Consider the following 23,028-nt stretch of genomic DNA (forward strand, 5'->3'; position numbering starts at 1 on the left):
CGCATGAAAAAATACTATGTCCTCTACGCCGTCGTCGTGGTTGCGGTGATCACCATCCTGTCCTGGGTGTCGATGTTCAGTTCCACCAGCAGCAGCAGCGGCGGCGGCGGCCGCTATTACGGCAGCGGCAGCAGCGGCGGCTATTACGGCGGCGGCGGTCACAAGTGAGCAGCGTTCACCGCCCGGCCGGTCTGCACCTGCTCGCCGACCTGCACGGCATCGCGCCCGAACTGCTGACCGATGCGGATCGCATCGACGTCTTGCTGCGCGAAGCGGCATTGGCCGCCGGCGCACGCATCCTGCACAGCCACTTCCACACCTTCGGCCCCGGCATGGGCGTGACCGGCGTGCTGCTGCTGGCCGAATCGCATATTTCGATCCACACCTGGCCCGAGGTCGGCTTCGCCGCGGCCGACATCTTCATGTGCGGCGCCGCGCGGCCGGATCTGGCGCTCGCACTGATCGAAACGAGCCTGCAGCCGGCGTCGCGCGAGGTGCGGATCGTCGAACGCGGCCGGCTATAATCGCCGCTCGACAAGCTTGGCGAAAACATCATGACCGAATCCGACAACGTAAAAGCTGCGCCCAAGGCCCTGGGCCATATTCGCGTGCTCGACCTGTCGCGCGTGCTGGCCGGCCCCTGGTGTGCGCAGAACCTGGCCGACCTTGGCGCCGACGTGATCAAGATCGAGCGCCCCGGCTGCGGCGACGACACGCGCGCCTGGGGCCCGCCGTATGCGAAGGACGCGAACGGCCAGGACACGGGCGAAGCGGCATACTACCTCTCGGCCAACCGCGGCAAGCGCTCGGTGACGGTCGATATCGCCACGCCCGAAGGCCAGGCCCTGATCCGCGACCTGGCGCGCCATGCGGACGTGGTGCTGGAAAATTACAAGGTCGGGCAGTTGAAACGCTATGGCCTCGACTACGAGTCGCTGAAGGCGGTCAAGCCGGATCTCGTTTACTGCTCGATCACCGGCTTCGGCCAGGACGGGCCGTATGCGCACCGCGCCGGCTACGACTTCCTGATCCAGGGCATGGGCGGCCTGATGTCGGTGACGGGCGAGCGCGACGAACTGCCCGGCGGCGGCCCGCAAAAGGCCGGCGTGGCGCTGACCGACCTGATGACCGGCATGTACGCGACCATCGCCGTGCTGGCCGCGCTGACCCATCGCGACCGTACCGGCGAAGGCCAGTACATCGACATGGCCCTGCTCGACACGCAGGTGGCGATGCTGGCCAACGTCGGCAGCAATTACCTCAACAGCGGCAAGGCGCCCAGGCGCTGGGGCAATGCCCACGCCAACATCGTGCCGTATCAGACCTTCGCGTGCTCCGATGGCCACATCATCGTCGCGGCCGGGAACGACGGCCAGTACCAGAAGTTCGTCGAAGCCGGCGGCCGCCCCGAACTAGCGCGCGATCCTCGCTTCGCGACCAATCCTTCGCGCGTTCAGCACCGCGACGTGCTGGTGCCGCTGCTGGCGGAGATGGTGGCGACCCGCAGCCGCGATGAATGGATCGCGCAACTGGAAGCGGTCGGCGTGCCCTGCGGGCCGATCAACGACGTCGGCGAAGTCTTCGCCAACGAACAGGTGCAGGCGCGCGGCATGGCGGTCGAGCTGCCGCACCCGAGCGCCGGCAAGGTCACGCTGGTACGCAGCCCGATGAAGATGTCGGCCACGCCGGCAACGAGCGACAAGGCGCCACCGCTGCTCGGCGAGCATACCGACGAGGTGCTACGCGAAGTGCTGGAACGGAGCGAGGAAGAGATCGCGGCGCTCAAGGCGCGCGGGGTGGTGTAAGCGGTGTGGAAAACGCCGGCCACGCGTGTTGCGTGGGCCGGCGGAAGCTGCTTAGTGCAGCTGTTTAGTGCAGCTTGTGCTTGAAGTCGGACAGCTCGGCATGCACGCGGGTGACGACCGCCTCCAGATGCGCCGGCACCTGCTTGCTGGAACGGCTGATCCGCTTGGCCTCGTCGCCCATGTCCTCCAGGCTGTCGACGCACTGGACGATGCGCGCCTCATCGTTCGACTGCATCACATCGCGCGCCTGCTTCACTTCACGCGCAATGCGCTCGATACAATCACGCATCTCGGGCGGCGTATCCTGCGACGCCCTGCAGGCCTGCTCGGCTTCACCGATGGTCTGCTGCAGATGGCTGTAACGTTGCTGGATTTCGTTGGCTTGCAGCATGATGACCTCCTGAACATAAAGAGAGCGGATCATTTTAGCGCTGGATCAGGATAAGGTGCGCGCCCCTGCATTATTGCTGACTAAGACTGCGACCGCCGTGCTGGTGACTGACGACCGGCCGGTGACAGCTGGACAAAGCTCATCAATGTACCGTTTCCATCTCGATAACCCCATGTCAGTGACTATGGCTTAGAATAATCAGCTGCGGTCAGATAGACAAATGCTCCGGTTGAGTTATTACAAATGAACCCGTGAACTTTTCCGCCGTTTTTTCAACCTCTCGTGTGCTTTGTATTACCCCTTGCAAAGCAACGACTATAAAAAAATATTATTGATATAAGACCAACGATATTTTTCCCATCTTTATCCATTGACTCACTAACCCTCTCTGATTCTCTGCGCCAACTTGGTTGAAACTAATCTTCTTAATCTCCATCCCATTGCCAGATTGTTTTCCCGTAATCAGAGTTCACGGCTGGAAATCGTTCGCCGCAATGAAAACGGCGGCGTGAATTCGCTGCAGCTGGGGAAAAATAGAACCCTTCTTTCATACATTGTTCACCAGCCATGGCACGCAAGGTCTCCAGTTGCGCTGGTTGCAGTTCAAACCTCAGGGTTTCATACTCATCCTTTACAAGCTCTACATAACACCACCGCGACGGAGCTGAAGTAAAGGCGTTGCGAGCAACCAGACTCGGGGCGAGCTCCGAAGTCTGTGAATCTTCAAAAAACGGATCACCGGTTAGGTCTTGGTTTGACTTATCAAGGACAAATTGAAGCATGGCTTTACCGTCCATCCATAATCCCGCCCTGCCAACTGCTGCTAGTGCGGCTTTTCCTGTGGCATTAAACGTCGTAGCGTCCAATAGCCGACCGCTGGATGAGCCAGTCCATGCAAATTGCAACGCCGCGTCGGGATTGTTCATTGACACGTACACGCCTGTCTTTGGCGGTAATTGGCCACTGTCTGCCGTAAGATCAGAAAGAACCTTTACTTTCGGTAGGACAGGAAATAGAGCTGAATGGCTTTGCCATGCCAAGGTCAACCCAAAGTCGTCCCACCTGGTCGCAGCCGTCGTTCGCTCCATCGTTTCGTCGATGTATCCTGCGTACTTGTATAGTTCTTCGAACATTTCATCAAATTGATTCTGCTCCATCGGGGTCGCCCACTGCATGGAGAATTCGCTAATAGCCCGGGCACACTGGTATGCACCTGTTTTGTGAAAGATGTTCGATCTTTGATCAGCAATGTTCTGTATGACGGACTGCTGGAACTCTCTTAACAAAGGCCAACCATTATTTGCCCAGTTTTCTCCTGTATTACGATTTCCCCATTGCTTACTTCGGAGATATACGTCTCGGCCTTCCGCATCGCTGGTATCGAGAACGTCCTCCACAAAAACTCTTAGCGCATGCACACGATCTCTTAGACCTTCGAGATAACTCAACGAAGCAAAGTGATACAGTAAGATAGCCTGCTTTTTCTGCCATTGGGATAGATCCATCATCAACCTCACATGCATGAATTTTTTAGTGAATATGGAATTCGGGGTGATAACGCGATTATTTTCCCAAAACCGTTGCTTGACCCGGCAGATGTGGAAGACCTATTCTTCCCGAGAAACCAGCCCCTTCGAAATCAGTGTATCCCTAGCCTGTGTCGAACGGCCCACTGATATTTGGATGGGTTATCGATTCACGAATCGATATATAATCCTTTTTTTGCGCACCAGAGAGCTTGTTAAATTCTGCTTGCGATATGGCGTTTCTCAAGATATTGTTTTGACCGCCTTTCAACTGATAGAACCGCACGACATCATTCCGAGGATCTGCTCGGGCAATGTTGAAAACGATCTGTTCCCACCCTCCTTCTAGATGAGATTCCGGCAGAGCGTCTTTAGTTTGCCCAGAAGCTGGGCCTTTCCAGACTTTAAGCGATTCCGCAGGGCGAATGTCGTAAATCACAAATTGACCATTTGCATTCCAATCAGGCCACACCGCGAGAAACTTACGCCACGCCGCTTTGGGATCAGACGAGTTTTGGATGTCATTGAAAACTTTTTCACTAACCCAGCAATCGCTCATCGCCCTGCTATTCGGGGATAAAATCCGGTACAACCGCGCCGGGCCTTTTATCTCAACGCTAACCAATTTATGAAAATACTTGATATTGCTATCCGTGAGATTTGGCCAACCGTCTTTCACCCTGGCATCAACAACCGGCCTAAACGAAGCAACTTTCGCTTGTGACCATTGCAAGGAGGTGCCATCATTGAGCCAGCTGGGGCGCGTTCTTTTATTACGCATTAACGAGATCGCTTTCGCCTCAGGCAATGTCCCTCTGAAATGCACATTTCTTACATTCACAATTCCCTTCTGCTGCTGTAGTGCTTCTCGTTCCAGCTTTATTATGACGGAGTCAAGTACATGTTGCACCGGCTTCAATGCTTCTGCCAGATATTTGTCTGCTAACAGCCGAATTTTTTTTTACTTCCGAAAGAGCCTGCTTCGCTTTACCGCCGAGAATTGGAACAAACTCTACTTTAGAACTCATTGCCTCAACTATACTAACAACCCTATCAAACGCAGACGTAAGTTCGCTTATTTTTAGCTTCGTTCGAACAACTTTTACTTCAGCAGCAAGCCATTTCAAAGCCTCATCGACTTTGTGTTCTTTTAGATATTTTTGCACTTGCCGTCGCCGTAGGAAAGAGATAATCCAGCTCATTGCCGCGTCGACTGCTTCCACTACCTTCTGCCCACCGGTGCGTCTAACAAAACCAAAAAATATTTTAAGTACGCCCTTCACCAGTGAGCCTAACGCTGGAAATAATCCAATAAGCGTCAGCACAAGTGCAACCCAGTTCCACACATCGGTATGATCCCGCGAAAGTTTGCGGCAGTTCGCTATCAGATCCCGCACATCGCATAGCTGATCAACCAAAGGAATCATGGAAATTCCAGCGTCTACCAAGATCTGAGACGTTGACCTGTCTTCGTTGAAATCGCCTTCGACAGCCTCCCAGAACCATACGAAAGGGTTTTTACTGAGCTCAGCAGGTTCACTATCGCCTGTCGCCCATGCCAAGGCGTCACGCATCTGGGTAGCATTTACGTCTGCCATAGATATCCTTTTTAAACGGATGGGGTTCGCCGTGAAACAAGCATCAACCGATGAGCTTCTCTAAAGGGTCGTGTGGCTGCTCTTTTGTCGGAGTGCGGGGCGCATACACAACTTTTTTTACAGGCGCATTCAGCACGTTCTGATGTAGCGCCTTGCCTTCCTTGTCAAGTGTTCCCGACAGTACTGTGCCTTTCTCAAAATGGATCTGGTAGTCGACCTCGGGTATTCCTTCAGCTAGCTCAGGATCCAGATAGTGCAGAGCAATCCAGTGTTTCGCCCCTTCGCTCAATTCGCCGGGCAGATTCGACAGATTCGCAGTTTTATTCGCCCCGCTGTCGAACAAATGTTTGCCTCCCTTCACCGAAAACTTCCCCGGACAAGCAAACGTAATATCCCCACCCTCGAGCGTCACCGCCGATTGCCCCGCCTGCAGCACGATCTTTTCCTTGGCCTTGATCTCGATGCAGTCGTTCACCGAGATCACCGTGATCTCCTTGTCCGCGATATTCTCCAGCCCATCCGTATGCGCCTGCAGCGACACCGGCCCGTTCGCGGCGATCGCCTGGATGCCGCCGGCATGGGCGAACAGGCTGGCCGCGTTGGCGGCGACCGTCGACACCGTGTGCGCCGCCGTCATATGCAAGTCCGATTGCGTCGTCCAGCAGAGCTGCTTGCCAGCGTAGATGACGGTGGAGGCCGGCGTGGCCCAGTTGATGCTGGCGGCGGAGTCCATCAACACGGCGGCCGAGCCGAACCTCTCGACCGGCTGCTCCCCATCGAGCCCGCGCGAGCAAACTTTTGCTTTCAATGCGGGCTGGCCGTTGACGGCACCCGCATGCTTGCCCTTTTTCTTCGGATCGATCTCGTCAATGAAATCCGACTGGGCCTGCAAGGCGTCCTTGCTGAACAGGGCCTGCTGCTGGGCGGCGGCGTCGCCCAGGGTCTTGCCGAGCGACCCGGCGCTCTTCAACTGGGACAATGCCTCGGCCGCGTCCATCTGCGTCGAGCTGACGCCGCAGCCCTGCTGCGCACGCGCGCTGGTCGAGAGCAGCACGCCCTCCCCGCCGCGCACGACGGCCCAGGCGTCGGTGCGTAGTTCGAAACCGCTGCCGCGGTTGGCGCCGCGCTGGGCGTAGCCGGGGGATTGCTGGATCAGGTAGCCGAGGTTGAGCTGGGTGGCGGCTGTGCTGGTGGCGAGGCGGGTGCGCAGTTGTCCTTGCGTGTCGTCGATCTGCCACTGGTTGTAGCCGCCGCCGTCGAAGTTATGGCTATGGATGCCCGACAGGGTGCCGGCGTGATCGACGCCGGAATCGACACCGGCCGCAAAAGGCGGCAGGTCCGCGCCGGTGAACAGCTGGGCGACGATGACGGGACGGTCGATGTCGCCTTCGATGAAATCGACCAGCACTTCGGTGCCGACGCGCGGCGTGAACAGGGTGCCCCAGTTGGGGCCGGCTAGCGCTTCGGCCACGCGCACCCAGGTGCCGGAGCGCTCGTCGCCCGGGGCGCAGCCGGTTTCGTCGGTATTGTGCGGGAGGCCGCCGGGATTCGGGCGGGCGCCGCGCTGCCAGGCGAACTGGATGCGCACCTGGTGGTCGCGCGTGGTGGTCGACACCGCATCGGCCAGGCCGACGACGCGTGCGCATTGCGGGCCCGGCGCCGTGATGGCGTGCGGCGCCGCCGTCAGTGCCGGCACGATGGCGACCGTGTCGCGCACGCAGCCGAAGCGGTTGCGGTAAGTGCCGCGCTCCATGCCTTGATTTGCCTGCGTGATGCCGGTGTCGAAATTGTTGCGCGCCTCGTGGCTTACCCACAGCACCGTGAAGGCGTTCTCACCGTCCGGATAGCGGTCGTGCTGTGTAAGCTGGAAACCATGGCCGGCGGCCAGGCGCCGTGCCGCGCCGCTGCCCTCGAACACCTTGTTCTCTCCTTCCAGCGCCTGCAGCATCAACTCGCTGTGCGTGTTCGCCTCGGAACGCGTGCCGGCGATGCGCTCGCCGCTGCCGTCGTACAGCCACAGGGTCGGCAGCTCGCCCGCATCGAGGTTGGAACGCTGCTCGCAGCCGGGGGCGAGCAGTTGCGCGGGATCCCAGCTGCTGATGGCGACGGCATTCGCGGCGAGGCGGCGGCGGGCGCTGAAGCCGTCGATGGCGTCGTCGCGTTCCGTGGCGCGCACACCGTGGAAGCGGATGATGTCGCCGCCGGGCATCGCCGGCGCGCTGGCGCGGCTGTCGAAGATGACAAGGCGGTGGCGCGCCTGCCCGTCCTCCTGCGATTCGTGTTCGAAGCGCCAGCTCAGGCCCTCCGACGCAAGCAGGCGTACGAAAAAGTCGAGATCGCTCTCGCGGTACTGGGTGCAGACGGCGCGCGTCGGCAGTGCCTGGGTGATGTCGAAATCGAAGGCGACCTGCGGGTAATCGGCCAGCAGTTCCGTGACGATCTCGCGCGCGCTTTGATCCTGGAAGATGTAGCTGTCACGCCGCAGCGCCAGCAGTGCCAGCGCCGGTTCCAGCCGCAGCCGGTAGCGCGCGACGCCGCCGTCGGCGCCGAGCCAGGCGGCCTCGGTGCAGAGGCCATGCCAGGCGCGCCGGCTGCCATCGGGCTGCAGCAGGCCGAGGGTGAGTTCTTCGCCGATGAATGTGTCGAGATCGAGGTCGGCCGAGGTGCTCAAGGCGTCGACCTCGAAGCGGAACAGTTCGTTGACCGCCTCGCGCCCGCTGAAGGCTTCGGCGGCCAGGCTTTCCGGCAGGCCGCTGTCCTGGCTGGTGGTGAGGATGATGAGCCGTGCATGCTGGCTCAGGCCTGTGCCGAACAGGCCGAGGGAAGGAAAGCCGGGCGCGTTCATGCGCACTCCTTTGTCCGGGAATCGAGGGCAAGCCTGATGCCTGCCAAAGATCGATGTTACCGAACTTAAAGAGCGCAAAGCTGCTCGCGGGCATGACCCGCATCAAAGCTTGGACGGCTTAGCCGGGCGGCGCCGCAGGCTCGGGCGGGGCCGCGGCCTCGAGCGGCGCCAGGCCGCGCAGGCGCAATGCGATCAGCATCGCGCCTGCCAGCACGGCGCCCAGCAGGCCGACGACGCCGGGCCAGCCGCCGTGCTCCCACACATAGCCGCAGAACCAGCCGACCACGCTCGAGCCCAGGTAGTAGAAGAACAGGTAGAGCGCCGAGGCCAGCGCCTGCGGTGCGCGCGCCCTGCGGCCAACCCAGCTGCTGGCCACCGAATGCGTGGCGAAAAAGCCAAAGGTATAGAGGCCGACGCCGGCCACCACCGCAAGCAAGTTGCCGAACAGGGTCAGCAGCAAGCCCGCAAACATTACCGACATCACCAGCCACAGCACGTTGCGCCGCCCCAGCCGGTCGGCCAGGCGCCCGGCCCACACGGAACTGAAGATGCCCAGCAGGTAGAGCACCGACAAGGCGCCGACCGCGCTCGGGCGCAGGCCGAATTCGGGGCCGAGCAGGCGGTAGCCGATGTAGTTGTACAGGCTGACGAAAGAACCCATCAGCAGGAAGGAGAGCGCGAACAGCCAGGGCAAACCGGCGTCGCGCACATGGCGGCGCGTGCCTTCGACCAGGCCGGCGAAGCCGCCCTGCCCCGGCCGGAAGCGCTTCGATGCCGGCAGGCTGCGCCAGAATTCCCAAGCCGCGTACAGGCCGGCCGCGCCCATCAGCCCGAGCGCCGTGCGCCACGACCAGAAGTCGCTGATGACAGAGGCCAGCACCCGCCCGAACATGCCGCCGAAGGCGCTGCCACTGATGTACATGCCCATCGCCAGGCCCAGCGACGCGCCTTCGATTTCCTCGCTCAGGTAGGCCATGGCCACGGCCGGCATCCCGCCCAGCATGAAGCCGAGCAGGCCGCGCAGGATCAGCAATTGGGTGTAGTCGCTGGTGAAGGCGGCCAGCAGCGTGAGGAGGCCGCCGCTGAGCATGGAGGCGGCCATCAGGGGCTTGCGGCCGAAGCGTTCGGACAGGATGCTCGAGACGAGCAGCGAGATGGCCAGGGTGGCGGTGGAAATCGACAGCGCCAGGCTGCTTTGCGCGGGAGTGAGCACGAAATCGCGCGCCAGCAGGGGCATCAGGGGCTGGACGCTGTAGAGCAGCGCGAAGGTGGAAAAACCACCGAAGGCCATGGCGCGGTTGATGCGCTTGAAATCGGCGCTGCCGGCGGCGATGGCGGGAGAAGACATGGGTGCGTCCTGGAACTCGACTGCCCATGATAGCTAAAAATGGCATGGGCCGTTGGAGAGGGTTCGGTTTGCGGAGGTGTGTTTACGACGAAGCGAACGTGCGGCCGAAGGGACGCAGGGTGGACGGGTTTCCCGTCCATGCGTTAAATGCGCCGCAACGCAAACGTCCGTGTGGGCACGGGGCGCCCACCCTACAACTGCCCATGATAGCCAAAAATGGCATGGGCCGCCGGCGCGTGCCTGGTACGCGGACGTGCGTTGAACGCGTGGACGGGAGACCCGTCCACCCTACGGGCAGCCGTAGGGTGGGCGCCCCGTGCCCACCGGTTTAAGGTCAGCCTTAGGGATACTCGGTATCCAGCTCCGACCCCGCATAGTTCTCCAGCTCGGCGATCAGCTGCGTCATCGGCGCCTTGGTGCGGATGCTCTGCAGCACCGTGCAGTGCTCGCGGTAGGTCTGCACGCGCTCGGCGATGATGGCGCGGTGCGGCGCGGGGATTTTTTCCAGCAGGGCCGCCCAGCCGGTCTCGTAGTCGGGATCGTTCTTGCGCACCGATTTCACGAAGCGCTCGAAGTCCTTCTGCCCCGCGCGCGCGACGATCGTGCCGCCGTCGACGGCGAAGATGACGGCCAGCGCGATCACGCCTTCGGCGTTCAGGTCGGGGTCGTTGACCGGGCCTTCGTAGTGGTGCTTGCGCAGCCACTTGGCGGCGTCGACGATCGCCTGCACGCTTTCGCGCTGGCGCACCTGGCCCAGGTAGCGCTCGTAGCCGCTCCAGGATTCGCCCGGGTCGGCGGTGCAGATGTCGACGAACAGCTCCTTCAGGCGGCGGCCCGCATAGACCGGGTCGTTGTCGTATTCGCCGACCAGGCTGTCCTCGGGCAGCGCGGCCAGTTCGCGGATCATGCGGAAGCCCGCCTGGAACACGTACTCGGCGCCGTCGTCGATGAGGATGTCGAGCGCGGTCTCGTCGCTGTCGTCGTCGCACAGGTGCTCGAGGCCGAGCGAGACGCCGCCCACGGTCAGCAGCAGCGCGCGCTGAATGCCTTCGGCGGTGCGGTCGTTGGTGAACTTCTCGGCCACCATCGCCGTGATGGACGCGAGCTCGTCGGCCAGGCCGATCGCCTCGTCGGGGTCGGCCTGGGCGGGAATCAGCTTGATCGCACGCACCAGGCGCGGCAGTTTTTCAATGACGATTGCAGGCAGCATCGATGGCGTTCCGCTCACGAGAAGATGTCCGAACCGATGCTCTTGCGCGTACTGCGCCTTGGCATGGTGCGTACCGACGGCACCTGCTTGCGCAGGCGGTACAGCAGGTCGCGCGTGCTGCGCTGCTGGAAGTCCGGGTCTTCGTCCGGATCGTCCGGGAACTCGGCTTCGGCCATCTCGTTGCTGTGCCTGAATTCCGGGAACAGCTCGATCAGCGAACGCTCCCAGCCGTCCTCGCTGGCCTTGGCCAGGTCGATCGCGAGCGGGATGATGTCGCTGTCGGACGAGGTCTGGCCCGTGACGTAGCGGCCTTTCAGGTTGATCTCGCCGGCCACTTCCATGATCTCCTTCGGCGCCAGCGACCACAGGATGGCGAACACGGTCGCGCCGTGGTCGGTGGCGGAGGCCTCGGCCAGCAGCTCGTGGCGGCGGTCTTCGTCGTCGGTGGCGTAGACCACGCCGTGCACGTGGTTGAACAGGCCTTCGGCGATGCGCTCGGGGTCGTCCTCGATCATGTTGTCCGGCCAGGTGGCGGCCATGTAGGCCAGGCTCTCGGCCCAGGCCTTGGGCGGCACCAGCATGGTCGCCAGCGACGTCTTGGCGCCGTCGAAGCCGGCCAGGTGCAGGGCCGTCACCTGCGGCGGCAGGGTCGACAGCACTTCGGCCACGGCATAGTCGCCGTGCTCATCGGCCGCCTGCGAGAACGCCTCTTCGGCGTGCTGCAGCGAGCCGGCCAGCACCAGTTCGCTGACCTGTTTCGTCAGGGCGGGCAGGTTGGCGCTTTTGTTTGCTTCATCGCTCATTCGCGTTCTCCTTCGCCGTCGAAGATCTGCGTGAAGTCGTCCGACACCATGCCGGATTCCTCGTCGAGGTCGTCGTCGCCCTCGTCGCCCGCGGCGAGCTGGTCGAGCGACTGGTCGTCGTCGTCCCAGCGGCCCTGGTGCTTGTAGAGGAAGGCGGTGATGATCGCCTGGCGCGCCAGCTCGGGGTGGTTTTCCGTCATCGACGCGTACATCGCCGCGCCGTCCTCGCCCGTGCACTCGGCCATGGCGAAGACTTTCGCGGGATCGTCGCCCTCGTAGTCGGCCGCTTCGCGCAGCAGGCCTTTCGGATCGGTGAACTTGATCTTGTCGACCAGGGCGAAGGCCATCAGGTTGACGTCGTCGATGCCGGAACCGCCGGCGTATTCCGACACCAGGGCGTCGACCATCATCTGGTAGTTCTTCTTGTTCGGCGGGTCGCCCAGCGTGCCTTCGATCTGGCCCTCGAGTTCGCGCGACTGGTAGGCAAATTCGGGATGTACTCTTTTCATATTCATGTCCTGTATGCGGTGGGTGCGGCCTGGGGCCGGGCGGCTCTGCGGCGTCAAGCCTGCAGCGTCACGCCGTTCAGTGCGAACAGCGAGCGCCACAGCTCGAAGGCTTCGGCCTCGGCGTCGAGCACGATGCGGTGGTTCACGCTCTGGTTGTATTCTTCGCGCTTGGCCGGATCCGACAGGATCTCGTAGGCCTTGGTCACGGCCTTGAAGCGCGCTTCCGCGCCCGGCGCGTCGTTGCGGTCGGGGTGGTAGCGCATCGCCAGCGAGCGGTAGACCTTCTTGATCTCGTCGTCGCCGGCATTCGGCGCGACGCCGAGGATCGCGTATAAATTTTCCACTTTGGAACTCTCCGGCTGGTGCCGAACGAACGGCAAAACGAGATTATCCTATAGAAAACGCCAACATGACAGCAAGGGCGGGACGCGCCGACCTCCCTCCCCCACCTTGCAAGCGGGCGAATGCGCCCCAAGTATGATCCCTGTATACGGGGCGAACCGTGCGCTCCACCACATAGGCGGGCCCTGGCAGGGCCGGCTGCGGTAAAATGCCGTTAACTTTACCTATTCAAAACACCATTCATGAGTAACGACAAGAACAAGGCGGCGGCCAATACGCCGCCGTCAACGCCTTCGTCCAACTTTCTGCGCGCCATCATCGACAACGACCTGGCCGCCGGCACGCACAAGCGCGAGGGCATGCCTCCGGTCATCACCCGCTTCCCGCCGGAGCCGAACGGCTACCTGCACATCGGCCACGCGAAATCGATCTGCCTGAACTTCGGCCTGGCGCGCGACTACGCCGGCCGCTGTCACCTGCGCTTCGACGACACCAATCCGGAGAAGGAAGACCAGGAATACGTCGACACCATCATGGATTCCGTGAAGTGGCTCGGCTTCAGCTGGGAGCAGCCTGACGGCCAGTACCTGCACTACGCCAGCGATTATTTCGACAAGCTCTACGCGATCGCCGAATACATGATCCAGCAGGGCGTCGCCTATGTCGACAGCCAGAGCGCCGAAGACATGGCGAAAAACCGCGGCAACTTCGGTACGCCGGGTACCAACTCGCCCTTCCGCAACCGCCCGGTCGAGGAATCGCTGCAGCTGTTCCGCGACATGAAGGCCGGCAAGTACAAGGACGGCGAGCATATCCTGCGCGCCAAGATGTCCGAGGACGCGATGTCCTCGCCCAACATGACCAACCGCGACCCGGCCCTGTACCGCATCCGCCATGCGCACCACCACCGCACGGGCGACGACTGGTGCATCTACCCGATGTACGACTTCACGCACCCGCTGTCGGATGCGATGGAGTCGATCACCCATTCGATCTGCACGCTCGAGTTTCAGGATCACCGCCCCTTCTACGACTGGCTGGTCGCCATCGCGACCGAAGGCGGTTTCTTCCAGCCCCCGGTGCCGCGCCAGTACGAAATGTCGCGCCTGAACCTGACCTATGTAGTCATGTCCAAGCGCAAGCTGCGCCAGCTGGTGGACGAGGGCATCGTCTCCGGCTGGGACGATCCGCGCATGCCGACCATCGTCGGCCTGCGCCGCCGCGGCTATACGCCGGAATCGATCCAGCTGTTCTGCGAGCGCATCGGCGTCTCCAAGGCCGACGGCTGGATCGACATGAGCACGCTGGAAGGCTCGCTGCGCGACGACCTCGATCCGAAAGCGCCGCGCGCGATCGCCGTGCTGCGTCCATTGAAGCTGATCGTGGATAATTTCCCAGAAGGCGAGTCGGTCGAGTGCAGCTCGCCCGTCCACCCGCACCATCCGGAAATGGGCGTACGCAGCTTCCCGTTCACGCGCGAGCTGTGGATCGAGCAGGAAGACTTCATGGAAACCCCGACCAAGGGCTATTTCCGCTTCACCCCGCCAACCGGCGACCAGCCGGGTTCGCGCGTGCGCCTGAAGTATGGCTATGTGGTCGAGTGCACCGGTTACGACAAGGACGAGAACGGCACCGTCACCGCCGTGCACGTGAAGTATTTCGAGGACTCGAAGTCGGGCACGCCGGGCGCCGATAACTACAAGGTCAAGGGCAACATCACCTGGGTCAGCGCCGCATCGGCCCTGGAGGCGGAAGTGCGCCTCTACGACCGCCTGTTCCTGGACGCCAACCCGGACGCCGGCGGCAAGGACTTCAAAACCCTGCTCAACCCGAACGCGCTGGAAACCGTCACCGCCTACCTCGAACCGGGCATGGCCGCGGCCCTGCCCGAGCAGCGCTTCCAGTTCGAGCGCCACGGTTATTTCGTCGCCGACCAGGTCGACTCGGCACCCGGCAAACCGGTGTTCAACCGCATCACGACACTGAAGGACAGCTGGGGCAAGTGATCGCCTGACGACGCCTGTCCAGCATCCCGCCCCGGCCCTGGCCGCGGCGGGATTTTTTTTGCGTCACGCGTTCCCACAACTAGCAGTACTGACAGGTTTCGTCTTATAGCCAACTAGAGGATTCTGATCCTAATCAAATAAGTCGGATATCGATTGGATGGCAATGAGGATGACGTCGAACCCGGTCAAGCGCATCAAGTCGATCAAGCTTGGTTCCTGGCTGGGCGCATTGCTGTCGCTCAGCGTCGGCGCCGGCCTCTACGTCAGTACCAGCCAGGCCATCGAAAACGATGCACGCACGCGCTTTGACCATATGGCGCGCCAGGTGCAGTCGACGCTCGACGGGCGCTTCAAGACCTATGCCGACGTGCTGCGCGGCACGGCCAGCCTCTTCCTGACGACCGACCAGGTCACGCGCGACGCTTTCCGGCGCTATGTGGCCGGCCTCGACCTGTCCCACAACTTCCCCGGCGTCGAATCGATCAACTTCGCCCATTACGTGCGCGACGCCGAGCGCGACCGCTTCGAAGCGCAGATGCTGCAAGACATCGACGGCCGCGGACGGGTCGCGGCCATCCGGCCCAAGGGGCGGCGCGCCGACTACACGGTGCTGAGCTTCGTCGAACCGGGAGCGGCCTGGCTCGACCGGGTCGGCGTCGATATCCAGACGAAATGGGGCGCCGCGATGCTGCTGGCGCAGTCGCGCGACACCGGCGAGGTGTTTTCCACGGGCGCCCCCATTCAATCGGGCTCGACCGTGATCGGCCTGTCGATGCGCTTGCCGGTGTACCGCGCCGACATGCCGATCCAGGACGTGCCCCAGCGCCGCGCCGCCTACCTCGGTTCGCTCGGGATCGGTTTCACTGTCGAAGGCCTGGCGCGCGGGGTGCTCGACCACATGCCGAAAACCGCGACGCGGCTCGTGATCTCGGGCATGCTTCCGGCCTCGAATCGTCCGGAAGCGACCGGAGCCTACCAGCGCACCGTGTTCTTCGACAACCGGCCGGACGCGGTGCCGGACGAGGAGGCCGAATTCCGGGCGCTGCTGCCGGTCGGCTTCGGCGGACGCGGCTGGGACATCGATTTCACGGTAAGCAAGCGCAGCCTGTATTCCTCGCTCGACAGCGCCCTGCCCTGGATCGCGATGCTGGCAGGGATGATCGGCACCGCCCTGTTGTACGCGCTGTTCCAGACGCTCAGCTCCTCGCGCCTGCGCGCCATCGGCATCGCCGAGGAAATGACCGGCGAACTGCGCGCCAGCGAAGCGAAGCTGCAGAAGACCAACGACAACCTGCGGCGCCTGGCGGCCCACGCGGAAAGCATCAAGGAAAGCGAACGCAAGCGCATCGCGCGGGAAATCCACGACGACCTCGGCCAGAACCTGCTGGCGCTGCGCATCGAGGTCGACCTGCTGGCCTCGCGCACCGACGCGCGCCATCCGCGCCTGCACACGCGTGCGCGCTGGATGCTCGAGCAGATCGACGCCACGATCAAGAGCGTGCGCCAGATCATCAACGACCTGCGTCCGAACGTGCTCGACCTGGGCCTGACGGCGGCGGTCGACTGGCAGATCGCCGAATTCCAGCGGCGCACGGGCGTGGCCTGCGAGCTGGTGTCGCACAACGACCTGCACGTGAGCGACCGCTGCGCGACGACGCTGTTCCGCATCCTGCAGGAATCGCTTACCAACGTCTCGCGCCATGCGCGCGCCACCAAGGTGCGGGTCGAACTGGCCGTCGATGCCGAATCGATCTCGATGACCGTCAGCGACAACGGCATCGGCTTGAGCAAGGCGGGCGGGCAAAAGCCGGGCTCCTTCGGCCTGGTCGGCATCGAGGAAAGGGTGCGCATCCTGGGCGGCAAATGCATCATCACCAGCGGCCCGAATGCCGGCACGACCGTCCACGTATCGATTCCGGCCGCGAATAATCTCCTCTCCGTCGGACACGCGCCGACACCCGCCCCCGTCGATCCGGCCTATTCCGATTTGTAGGCGTGAACGCGTCGGTCTTGTAGGCCTACTGCCCGTTGAGCTGTAGGCGTATTTGCGACAAAAATCTGTTGACGCGACTCAACTTGCGCAAAATCAACGATTTTCGGACGCTTGAGGTCGACAATCCATCTCAGTGCTTCACATCAACACTGCCGAGAAAGACACCTGGGGGGAGGACTGACCATTTGCCAGCACCACTACATCGACAGGCCGTACACCGATGCTAAATAACCGATGCAGTAGCCAAACAAAAGGATAGATCATGATCTCGAACAACGACTTCGCCCTCATCGCCGCTCTGGACTTGAACCCGATCAAAACCAAACTGATGCACAAGGAATCCGGCGAGGGCTGGTCCCTGGCTCAAACGAATGCCGTCGAAACCGAGTACCGCCGCTTCCTGTACCTGATGAAAGCCTTCCCGCATGTGCAGACGGCGCCGCGCGTGGATGTCGACACCTTCTGGCACTACCATATCCTGGACACGATGAAATACGCACGCGATTGCCAGCAAGCCTTCGGCTACTTCGTGCACCACTACCCTTACCTCGGCCTGGCGGGCGAGAACGACGCCGAACTGCAGCGCCAGGCAGGCGAGCGCATGCGCGAGCTGTACGAATCGACCTTCGGGGTGGAATATGTGCGGCCGCTGCGGATGGACGGCGCGCCGGAAGCGGCCGACGTGCAGACGGCATGGGGCCCGGGCGCGAGCAAGGCCGTCAACTCGGCCTGGTGTGCCGGCCCGGACGTGCCCCGGCCAGCAGCGGTGCAGACCGCCTGGTGCGCCGGCCCGGATGTGCCTTCGGCAGCGTCGGTGCAGACCGCCTGGTGCGCAGGCCCGGACGTCCCTTCGGCTGCGTCCGTCCAGACCGCATGGTGTGCAGGCCCTGACGTCCCTTCGGCAGCCTCGGTCCAGACCGCCTGGTGCGCGGGCCCGGACGTGCCTTCGGCAGCCGCTGCCCAGACCGCCTGGTGCGCCGGCCCGGATGTACCCGGCGCAGCGGCCGGCCTGGCGGTCGCCAGGGTGGGCGACGTGCGCACCGCCTGGTGCGCCGGCCCGGATGTGCCGAAAGCGGCCGAGGTGCAGACTGCCTGGTGCGGCGGCCCGGCCGTGGTCAAGGCTGCCTGATCCTGCGCTTGCTCCGGTGCGCCGGCGCCGCCTTCATGGCCGCCCGCGCACCGTGCTCTCTCAGGCGCCCGCCATTTCCTCTTGCGGCGCCACCATCAGCGCCCGCAGTTCGCGGATACTGTAGTCGCTGATCTCGTGCATGCGCAGCAGGATGGTCGCGCCGATCGGCAGCGTGTTATGGCGGATCTTGCTGATCACCGGCGGCGCCACTTCGAGCGCGCGCGACAGCGCTGCGTCGTTCTTCAGGCCGGTCTTTTCGATGATTGCGTCGAGGACGCGGTTGGGGTCGTACTGTGCGCCTTCCGGCAACCTTCTGATTGGCATCTTAATTCTTTCCAAATGTCACGAACCGTAGGTAATTTTTCACAATCTTGTATTTATCGTGAAAAATCTGCTCCGCATCCGGAAAACACACCGTTTATATGGTGAGTTTCCGTGATATTCAATGATAATGGGAAAGTTAGTTTTTGTTCAAGCAACTATCTGCGTGGGTCAGCTGTTTGATGAACAATCAAGGCTTTTTGTGCCGTGCGCGCAACTGCTGGCGGCTCTGGGTCTGCGCCTTGTTCTGCCTAGCTTCGAACAGAGCTACCGCTTCTTTCTTCGCTTGTTCGATGGTGCGCATCGCTTCGTGGTCGTCGTGCGCGACGAAATAATCGTTGGCCTGGGCGTCCACCACCAGCTTGATGGCGGCCTCGTCGTCCAGGTCGTAAATTTCCGTCAGCAGGGTCGTGATTTCGTCCAGGAATGCTTCATAGGTCAGGGTCGTCATGGTGTCGGTCTTGGTGAATGTCGTTTGGAAGGGCGTCATTATCACCTATTACTGCGAACCATTACTGCGCCAGCGGCCACTGCGCCAGCGCGTGGTGGACGTCAGGATAGCGCAGACGCACGCCGAGCTCGCGCCGCATGCGCGTGTTGTCGAGGCGGCGCGATTCCGACATGAACGAGAGCAGCATCGGCGAGACGGCTTCGCGCAAGGCGGCGCGCGCCAGGCGCGGCGGACGCGGCAAGCGCGCGGCGTCGGCCACGGCGTCGAAATAATCGGCCATCTTCAGGCGCGTGTCGTCGGCTGCATGGTAGACCCGGCCCGGCCGCCCACGGAACAGCGCCAGCGCGATGACGCGCGCCAGGTCGCCGGCCTCGATGTGATTGGTGTAGACGTCGTCCTCGGCGCGCAGCGCCGGCGTACCCTTGCGCAGGCGCTCCAGCGGCAGCCGCTCGCGCGCGTAGATGCCGGGCACGCGCAGGATCGCGGCGCTGCCGCCGGAGTGCACCGCCCAGGCACGCAGCACGCGTTCGGCGTCGACCCGGCGCGCGGCGCGCGCATTCTTCGGCGCCACGCCCCGCGTCTCGTCGATCAGCGCCCCGCCGCAATCGCCGTAGACCCCGCTCGTGCTCACATACACGAGGTGGGTGCCGGCTGTCAGGACGCGGGTCAGGTTGCGCGTGCGTGCATCGAGCGCGCCCTCGGGCCGCGGCGGCGCCAGGTGCACGGCCAATGAGGCCAGGCCGCGCAGACGCGCCAGGCTGGCCGGCTGGTCGAGATCGGCCAGCAGCGGCACCGCGCCCAGCGCGCGCAGCGCGGCGATGCGCTCCGGATCGCGCGTGACGGCGAACACGCGAAAACGCGCGCACAGGAAAGGCAGCAGGCGCATGCCAACATCGCCGCACCCGATCAGGAGCAGGCGCGGACGTGCAAAGGGAGGAAATGGCTTGTTCACGTGCGGATTGTAATCGAGCGGCGCCATCATTGATCGACGCGGCATGCTCCCGTATGATCGCGCAGTCTCTGCATACGGCTCCGATCGCAGCGGCAAATGACCCCTCCTTCCACCCGCATTTGAAAGCATCGCATGGCGCAGCGTCTCCTGGCCGCAATGGCCTTCTCCCTTTGTTCGATCCTGGCGCAGGCCGCCGCTGCCACCGGGTATCCGCTGCTGGTGGCGACCAAGGGCGGCGCGACCGCGTATTTCCTGCCTACCGTGCACCAGTCGAATGCGGCCATGGCCGCACGGCTCGCGGAAACCCTGCGCTGCCTGCCGGAGATCGGCGTGATCGCCACGGAAGTCGATTTCGAGGAAGCCAAGCGTGCCTTCGTGCTCAATTATTCGAAGGCGGAAAACGCCACGCTGAAACAGCAGTTCCCGGCCGACCTGGTAGCGCCGCTCGACGACTTGTCGGTGAAGGTCATGCCCACTGCATTCCCCATCAAGGGCGCGAGCGGCGCGAACAGCGCCGGCATCCATCCCGCGCACTATTTGTACTACCTGCGCGGCCGCGTGATGTATCACATCACGCGTTCGCGCGGCGTGAACCTTGGCGGCCCGGCATTCGAAGCGCTCCTGCACGATCACGCACGCAGCAGGCAGCTGCGCGAAGAAGGACTCGAAGGTGTGCGCGCCAATCCGGCCGCCTTTTTCGCCCTGACCCCGGAGGACGTGCGCGCGGAAGCGAATTATCTGCTGCGCATGGAGAAGGATCGCCGCCAGGCCGATGCCGCGTTCACCGCCTACACCGGTTTCTACTCCCTGTTCGAAGAAGGCGACTGGCGCAAAGCCGACATCCAGGCCCTGAACGACACGATGCGCGCCACGCAGTCGCCATCCCATGTCGCGTCTGTCGTGGTGAAACGCACCCAGGACATGATGGATCGCTTCGACGCCTTGCCGAAAACGGCGCCGGTGCTGGTGGCCATCGGAATGGGCCATTTCGGCAAGCGCGACGGGGTCGAGGCCGAACTGGCGGCGCGCGGCTACACCCTGAGCGAGCGCAGCGCCGGCTGTGTGCGCTAACCGGCGCGACAATCATGCGCAGAACATGCGGCGTGTAAAATAGCCGCATTGTTGGCCCGGCAAGATCCGCACGGCGGGCCGGGCGCCTTCCGCATTCACCATTCCAGAGATTGTTCCTTATGACGTTCCAGATCACTGTCCAGCCCAGCGGCACCCAATTCGCCTGCGAGGCCGACGAAACCGTCCTGTCGGCCGCGATCCGCGCCGGCGTCGGCCTGCCTTATGGCTGCAAGAACGGCGCCTGCGGTTCGTGCAAGGGCAAGGTCGTCGGCGGCGCGGTGACGCACAAGCCGCACCAGGCGCGCGCCCTGTCCGAGCAGGAGAAACTGGGCGGCATGTCGCTGTTCTGCTGCGCCTTGCCCGAAGGCGACGTCGTGATCGAAGCGCGCGAAATCGGCGGCAGCAGCGACTACCCGATCCGCAAGATGCCGACCCGGGTGCAGTCGATCACGCGCGCCGCGCCGGACGTGGCGATCGTCACCCTGCAGTTGCCGGCCGCCGAGGCGCTGGCCTACCGCGCCGGCCAGTACGTCGAATTCCTGCTCAAGGACGGCAAGCGCCGCGCCTACAGCATCGCCTGCGCGCCGAGCCTGGAGCGTCCGCTGGAACTGCACATCCGCCACTTGCCGGGCGGCCTGTTCACCGACCACGTGTTCGGCGCCATGAAGGAGCGCGACATCCTGCGCTTCGAAGGCCCGCTCGGCACCTTCTTCCTGCGCGAAGAATCCGACAAGCCGATCGTGCTGCTGGCCTCGGGCACCGGTTTCGCGCCGGTGAAGGCGCTGGTCGAACATCTGATGCACCTGAAGTCGACCCGCCCCGTGCGCCTGTACTGGGGCGGGCGCCGGCCGCAGGATCTCTACATGGACGAGCTGTGCCAGGCCTGGACGACGACCATGCCCGATTTCACCTATGTGCCGGTGGTCTCCGACGCCTTGCCGGAGGACGCCTGGACGGGCCGCAGCGGCTTCGTGCACGCGGCCGTGATGCAGGACATTCCCGACCTCTCGGGCTGGCAGGTGTATGCGTGCGGCGCGCCGGTGATGGTGGAAGCGGCGCGCAATGAGTACGTGGCGCAGTGCGGGCTGCCGGCGGAGGAGTTCTTTGCCGATGCGTTTACGACCGAGGCGGATCTGGCGCAGGACTAAGCCGTAGGGTGGACGGATCTTCCGTCCACGCGTCGTTCGTGCTCGGCGCCGATTTCGTGCCGGATGATCTCGCCGCCAACGATCACCGTGGGCGGCGCATGCGGTACGGTCGATCACACGGCGGTGGTGGAGCCGACCGGGATACCCGCGGTCAAGGACATTGGCCTCGACCACCCCTACGAGGCGCGGTCATCGCCCCGCATCGAGCCATTCGGCAGCCGCGTCCCGATTCAGGCACAATTGACGGCTTCTCGCCAGTCAATGTTCCTCCTTCATGTCCCTGCTTTCCTCGTCCAGCGGCCTGGCCGTCCTGCGTAACCGTAACCTCGCCTTTTATCTTTCCTCGCGCTTCCTCGGCACCCTGGCCGTCCAGATGCAAAGCGTCGCCGTCGGCTGGCAGGTGTACCAGATCACGGGCAGCCTGTTCGACCTCGGCCTGATCGGGCTGGCGCAGTTCGCGCCCTTCCTGGTATTGATCCTGTGGGCCGGCCACGTGGCCGACCGCCACGACCGGCGCAAGATCATCGTGCTGTGCATGCTGACCCAGTTGCTGGTGAGCGCCCTGCTGCTGGCATTCACCGCCAGCGGCAGCAAGGTGGTCTGGCCCGTGTTCGCGGTGCTGGTGCTGTTCGGCAGCGCGCGCGCCTTCATGATGCCGGCGTCGCAGGCCGTGCTGCGCAACCTGGTGCCCGACAAGGATTTCGGCCAGGCCGTGGCGCTCGGCTCCTCGACCTTCCATGTCGCCGTCATCACCGGCCCGGTGCTGGGCGGCCTGTTGTACGTGTTCGGCCCGACGACCGTGTACATGGTCTCGGCGGGGCTGTTGCTGATTGCTACCGTGCTGATGGCCTCGACGAAAAGCGCGCCCCAGGTGCGCAGCACGGCGCCCGCCAGTTGGCACACTTTATTGGAAGGCCTGCGCTTCGTGCGTTCACGCCCGATCGTGCTGGGCGCGATCTCGCTCGACCTGTTCGCCGTGCTGTTCGGCGGCGCCACCGCCCTGCTTCCGGCCTATGCGCACGACGTGCTGCACGCCGGCCCGACCGCGCTCGGCTGGCTGCGCACCGCCCCCGGCGCGGGCGCGGCCCTGTGCTCGATCCTGCTCGCCTTCGTGCCGCTGCGGCGCCATGTGGGCGCATGGATGTTCGGCGGCGTCGCCGTATTCGGCCTGGCCACCCTCACCCTCGGCTGGACGAGCGATTTCACGGTGGCGCTGGTCGCCCTCTTCCTGCTGGGCGCCGGCGACATGGTCAGCGTGTATGTGCGCCACCTGCTGGTGCAGTACGAAACGCCGGACGAGATCCGCGGCCGCGTCAGCGCCGTGAACGCCGTCTTCATCGGCGCCTCGAACGAACTGGGCGAATTCGAATCGGGCGTCACCGCCGGCTGGTTCGGTCTGACGCGCGCGATCCTGCTGGGCGGCGCGGCGACCCTGGTGGTGTCTGGCGTGTGGGCGCTGCTGTTCCCGGTGCTGTCGAAAATGGATCGCTTCCCCCACCACAAAGAGGAGGCGAAAAAGGCCTAGCGTACGGGACGCGTCAAAAATTACAAAAAGTGTAAGATCGGCTCCAAGATCTTTG

At 63.2% G+C, this 23,028-nt stretch carries 22 protein-coding genes; 9 read left to right on the forward strand and 13 right to left on the reverse strand.

What is annotated here, in order from left to right:
- The first annotated feature begins 3 nt into the window (after positions 1-3).
- The 3 genes from ASF77_RS24730 to ASF77_RS21790 are packed head-to-tail and all read left to right on the forward strand — an operon-like array spanning position 4 to position 1,805.
- Positions 4-168, forward strand: coding sequence for a hypothetical protein (locus ASF77_RS24730; RefSeq protein WP_200934220.1), 165 nt, complete (start codon positions 4-6; stop codon positions 166-168).
- The gene (speD, locus tag ASF77_RS21785) at positions 165-524 is read left to right on the forward strand and encodes an adenosylmethionine decarboxylase (RefSeq protein ID WP_056344696.1); all 360 of its coding nucleotides are present in this window, start codon (positions 165-167) and stop codon (positions 522-524) included. Before ASF77_RS24730 ends, speD begins: the two co-directional genes overlap by 4 nt.
- Positions 525-554: 30 nt before the next feature.
- Positions 555-1,805 carry a CaiB/BaiF CoA-transferase family protein gene (locus ASF77_RS21790; protein ID WP_056344698.1) on the forward strand — a complete coding sequence of 417 codons (1,251 nt, stop codon included), beginning with the start codon at positions 555-557 and terminating at the stop codon, positions 1,803-1,805.
- A 64-nt stretch (positions 1,806-1,869) separates the two neighbouring features.
- Here ASF77_RS21790 and ASF77_RS21795 read toward each other — a convergent pair whose 3' ends face one another.
- The 10 genes from ASF77_RS21795 to ASF77_RS21825 form a co-directional block, all read right to left on the reverse strand.
- Positions 1,870-2,196, reverse strand: a complete 327-nt coding sequence (locus tag ASF77_RS21795) for a hypothetical protein (protein ID WP_056344701.1) — start codon at positions 2,194-2,196, stop codon at positions 1,870-1,872.
- Between the two features lie 425 nt (positions 2,197-2,621).
- Positions 2,622-3,704: a hypothetical protein gene (locus tag ASF77_RS24455; RefSeq protein WP_156648977.1), complete on the reverse strand. Its 1,083-nt coding sequence runs from the start codon at positions 3,702-3,704 to the stop codon at positions 2,622-2,624.
- Positions 3,705-3,846: 142 nt separating this feature from the next.
- Positions 3,847-4,641, reverse strand: a complete 795-nt coding sequence (locus ASF77_RS24735) for a hypothetical protein (RefSeq protein WP_200934221.1) — start codon at positions 4,639-4,641, stop codon at positions 3,847-3,849.
- Complete coding sequence (locus ASF77_RS24740; RefSeq protein ID WP_200934222.1) at positions 4,616-5,320, reverse strand: hypothetical protein; 705 nt, start codon at positions 5,318-5,320, stop codon at positions 4,616-4,618. Before ASF77_RS24740 ends, ASF77_RS24735 begins: the two co-directional genes overlap by 26 nt.
- 43 nt (positions 5,321-5,363) lie before the next feature.
- On the reverse strand, positions 5,364-8,165 hold the full coding sequence (locus ASF77_RS21800) for a type VI secretion system Vgr family protein (RefSeq protein ID WP_056344705.1): 2,802 nt from the start codon (positions 8,163-8,165) through the stop codon (positions 5,364-5,366).
- 118 nt (positions 8,166-8,283) lie between these two features.
- A complete protein-coding gene (locus ASF77_RS21805) occupies positions 8,284-9,513 on the reverse strand; it encodes an MFS transporter (protein WP_056344708.1) in 1,230 nt (409 codons plus the stop codon).
- Positions 9,514-9,853: 340 nt separating this feature from the next.
- The gene (locus ASF77_RS21810; RefSeq protein WP_056344711.1) at positions 9,854-10,723 is read right to left on the reverse strand and encodes a hypothetical protein; all 870 of its coding nucleotides are present in this window, start codon (positions 10,721-10,723) and stop codon (positions 9,854-9,856) included.
- A 14-nt stretch (positions 10,724-10,737) separates the two neighbouring features.
- Positions 10,738-11,526 carry a hypothetical protein gene (locus tag ASF77_RS21815; protein WP_056344714.1) on the reverse strand — a complete coding sequence of 263 codons (789 nt, stop codon included), beginning with the start codon at positions 11,524-11,526 and terminating at the stop codon, positions 10,738-10,740.
- Positions 11,523-12,035 carry a hypothetical protein gene (locus ASF77_RS21820; RefSeq protein WP_056344891.1) on the reverse strand — a complete coding sequence of 171 codons (513 nt, stop codon included), beginning with the start codon at positions 12,033-12,035 and terminating at the stop codon, positions 11,523-11,525. The genes ASF77_RS21815 and ASF77_RS21820 overlap by 4 nt, the downstream gene beginning before the upstream one ends.
- A gap of 53 nt (positions 12,036-12,088) precedes the next feature.
- Positions 12,089-12,379 carry a DnaJ domain-containing protein gene (locus ASF77_RS21825; protein ID WP_056344717.1) on the reverse strand — a complete coding sequence of 97 codons (291 nt, stop codon included), beginning with the start codon at positions 12,377-12,379 and terminating at the stop codon, positions 12,089-12,091.
- 240 nt (positions 12,380-12,619) lie between these two features.
- On the opposite strand from ASF77_RS21825, the gene ASF77_RS21830 reads away from it, so the two are divergent.
- From ASF77_RS21830 to ASF77_RS24745, 3 genes are all read left to right on the forward strand, one after another.
- The gene (locus tag ASF77_RS21830; RefSeq protein ID WP_056344719.1) at positions 12,620-14,383 is read left to right on the forward strand and encodes a glutamine--tRNA ligase/YqeY domain fusion protein; all 1,764 of its coding nucleotides are present in this window, start codon (positions 12,620-12,622) and stop codon (positions 14,381-14,383) included.
- Positions 14,384-14,552: 169 nt separating this feature from the next.
- Complete coding sequence (locus tag ASF77_RS21835; RefSeq protein ID WP_056344722.1) at positions 14,553-16,376, forward strand: CHASE domain-containing protein; 1,824 nt, start codon at positions 14,553-14,555, stop codon at positions 16,374-16,376.
- 262 nt (positions 16,377-16,638) lie between these two features.
- Positions 16,639-17,505: a glycine-rich domain-containing protein-like gene (locus tag ASF77_RS24745; protein WP_056344725.1), complete on the forward strand. Its 867-nt coding sequence runs from the start codon at positions 16,639-16,641 to the stop codon at positions 17,503-17,505.
- A 60-nt stretch (positions 17,506-17,565) separates the two neighbouring features.
- Here ASF77_RS24745 and ASF77_RS21845 read toward each other — a convergent pair whose 3' ends face one another.
- From ASF77_RS21845 to ASF77_RS21855, 3 genes are all read right to left on the reverse strand, one after another.
- Positions 17,566-17,829, reverse strand: a complete 264-nt coding sequence (locus ASF77_RS21845; protein WP_056344729.1) for a hypothetical protein — start codon at positions 17,827-17,829, stop codon at positions 17,566-17,568.
- Between the two features lie 187 nt (positions 17,830-18,016).
- Positions 18,017-18,316, reverse strand: a complete 300-nt coding sequence (locus ASF77_RS21850) for a hypothetical protein (RefSeq protein ID WP_307181925.1) — start codon at positions 18,314-18,316, stop codon at positions 18,017-18,019.
- A 22-nt stretch (positions 18,317-18,338) separates the two neighbouring features.
- On the reverse strand, positions 18,339-19,163 hold the full coding sequence (locus ASF77_RS21855; protein ID WP_156648986.1) for a sugar nucleotide-binding protein: 825 nt from the start codon (positions 19,161-19,163) through the stop codon (positions 18,339-18,341).
- 198 nt (positions 19,164-19,361) lie between these two features.
- Here ASF77_RS21855 and ASF77_RS21860 point away from each other — a divergent pair, with 198 nt between their 5' ends.
- From ASF77_RS21860 to ASF77_RS21870, 3 genes are all read left to right on the forward strand, one after another.
- Entirely contained in the window at positions 19,362-20,300 is a 939-nt protein-coding gene (locus tag ASF77_RS21860; RefSeq protein WP_056344734.1) for a TraB/GumN family protein, read from the forward strand.
- Positions 20,301-20,419: 119 nt separating this feature from the next.
- A complete protein-coding gene (locus ASF77_RS21865) occupies positions 20,420-21,448 on the forward strand; it encodes a CDP-6-deoxy-delta-3,4-glucoseen reductase (protein ID WP_056344737.1) in 1,029 nt (342 codons plus the stop codon).
- A gap of 274 nt (positions 21,449-21,722) precedes the next feature.
- Positions 21,723-22,973 (forward strand): MFS transporter, encoded by a 1,251-nt coding sequence (locus ASF77_RS21870; RefSeq protein WP_056344739.1) that lies wholly within the window; start codon positions 21,723-21,725, stop codon positions 22,971-22,973.
- The last annotated feature ends 55 nt before the right edge of the window (positions 22,974-23,028 follow it).

It is taken from the genome of Massilia sp. Leaf139, assembly GCF_001424165.1.
GTDB lineage: Bacteria > Pseudomonadota > Gammaproteobacteria > Burkholderiales > Burkholderiaceae_D > Telluria.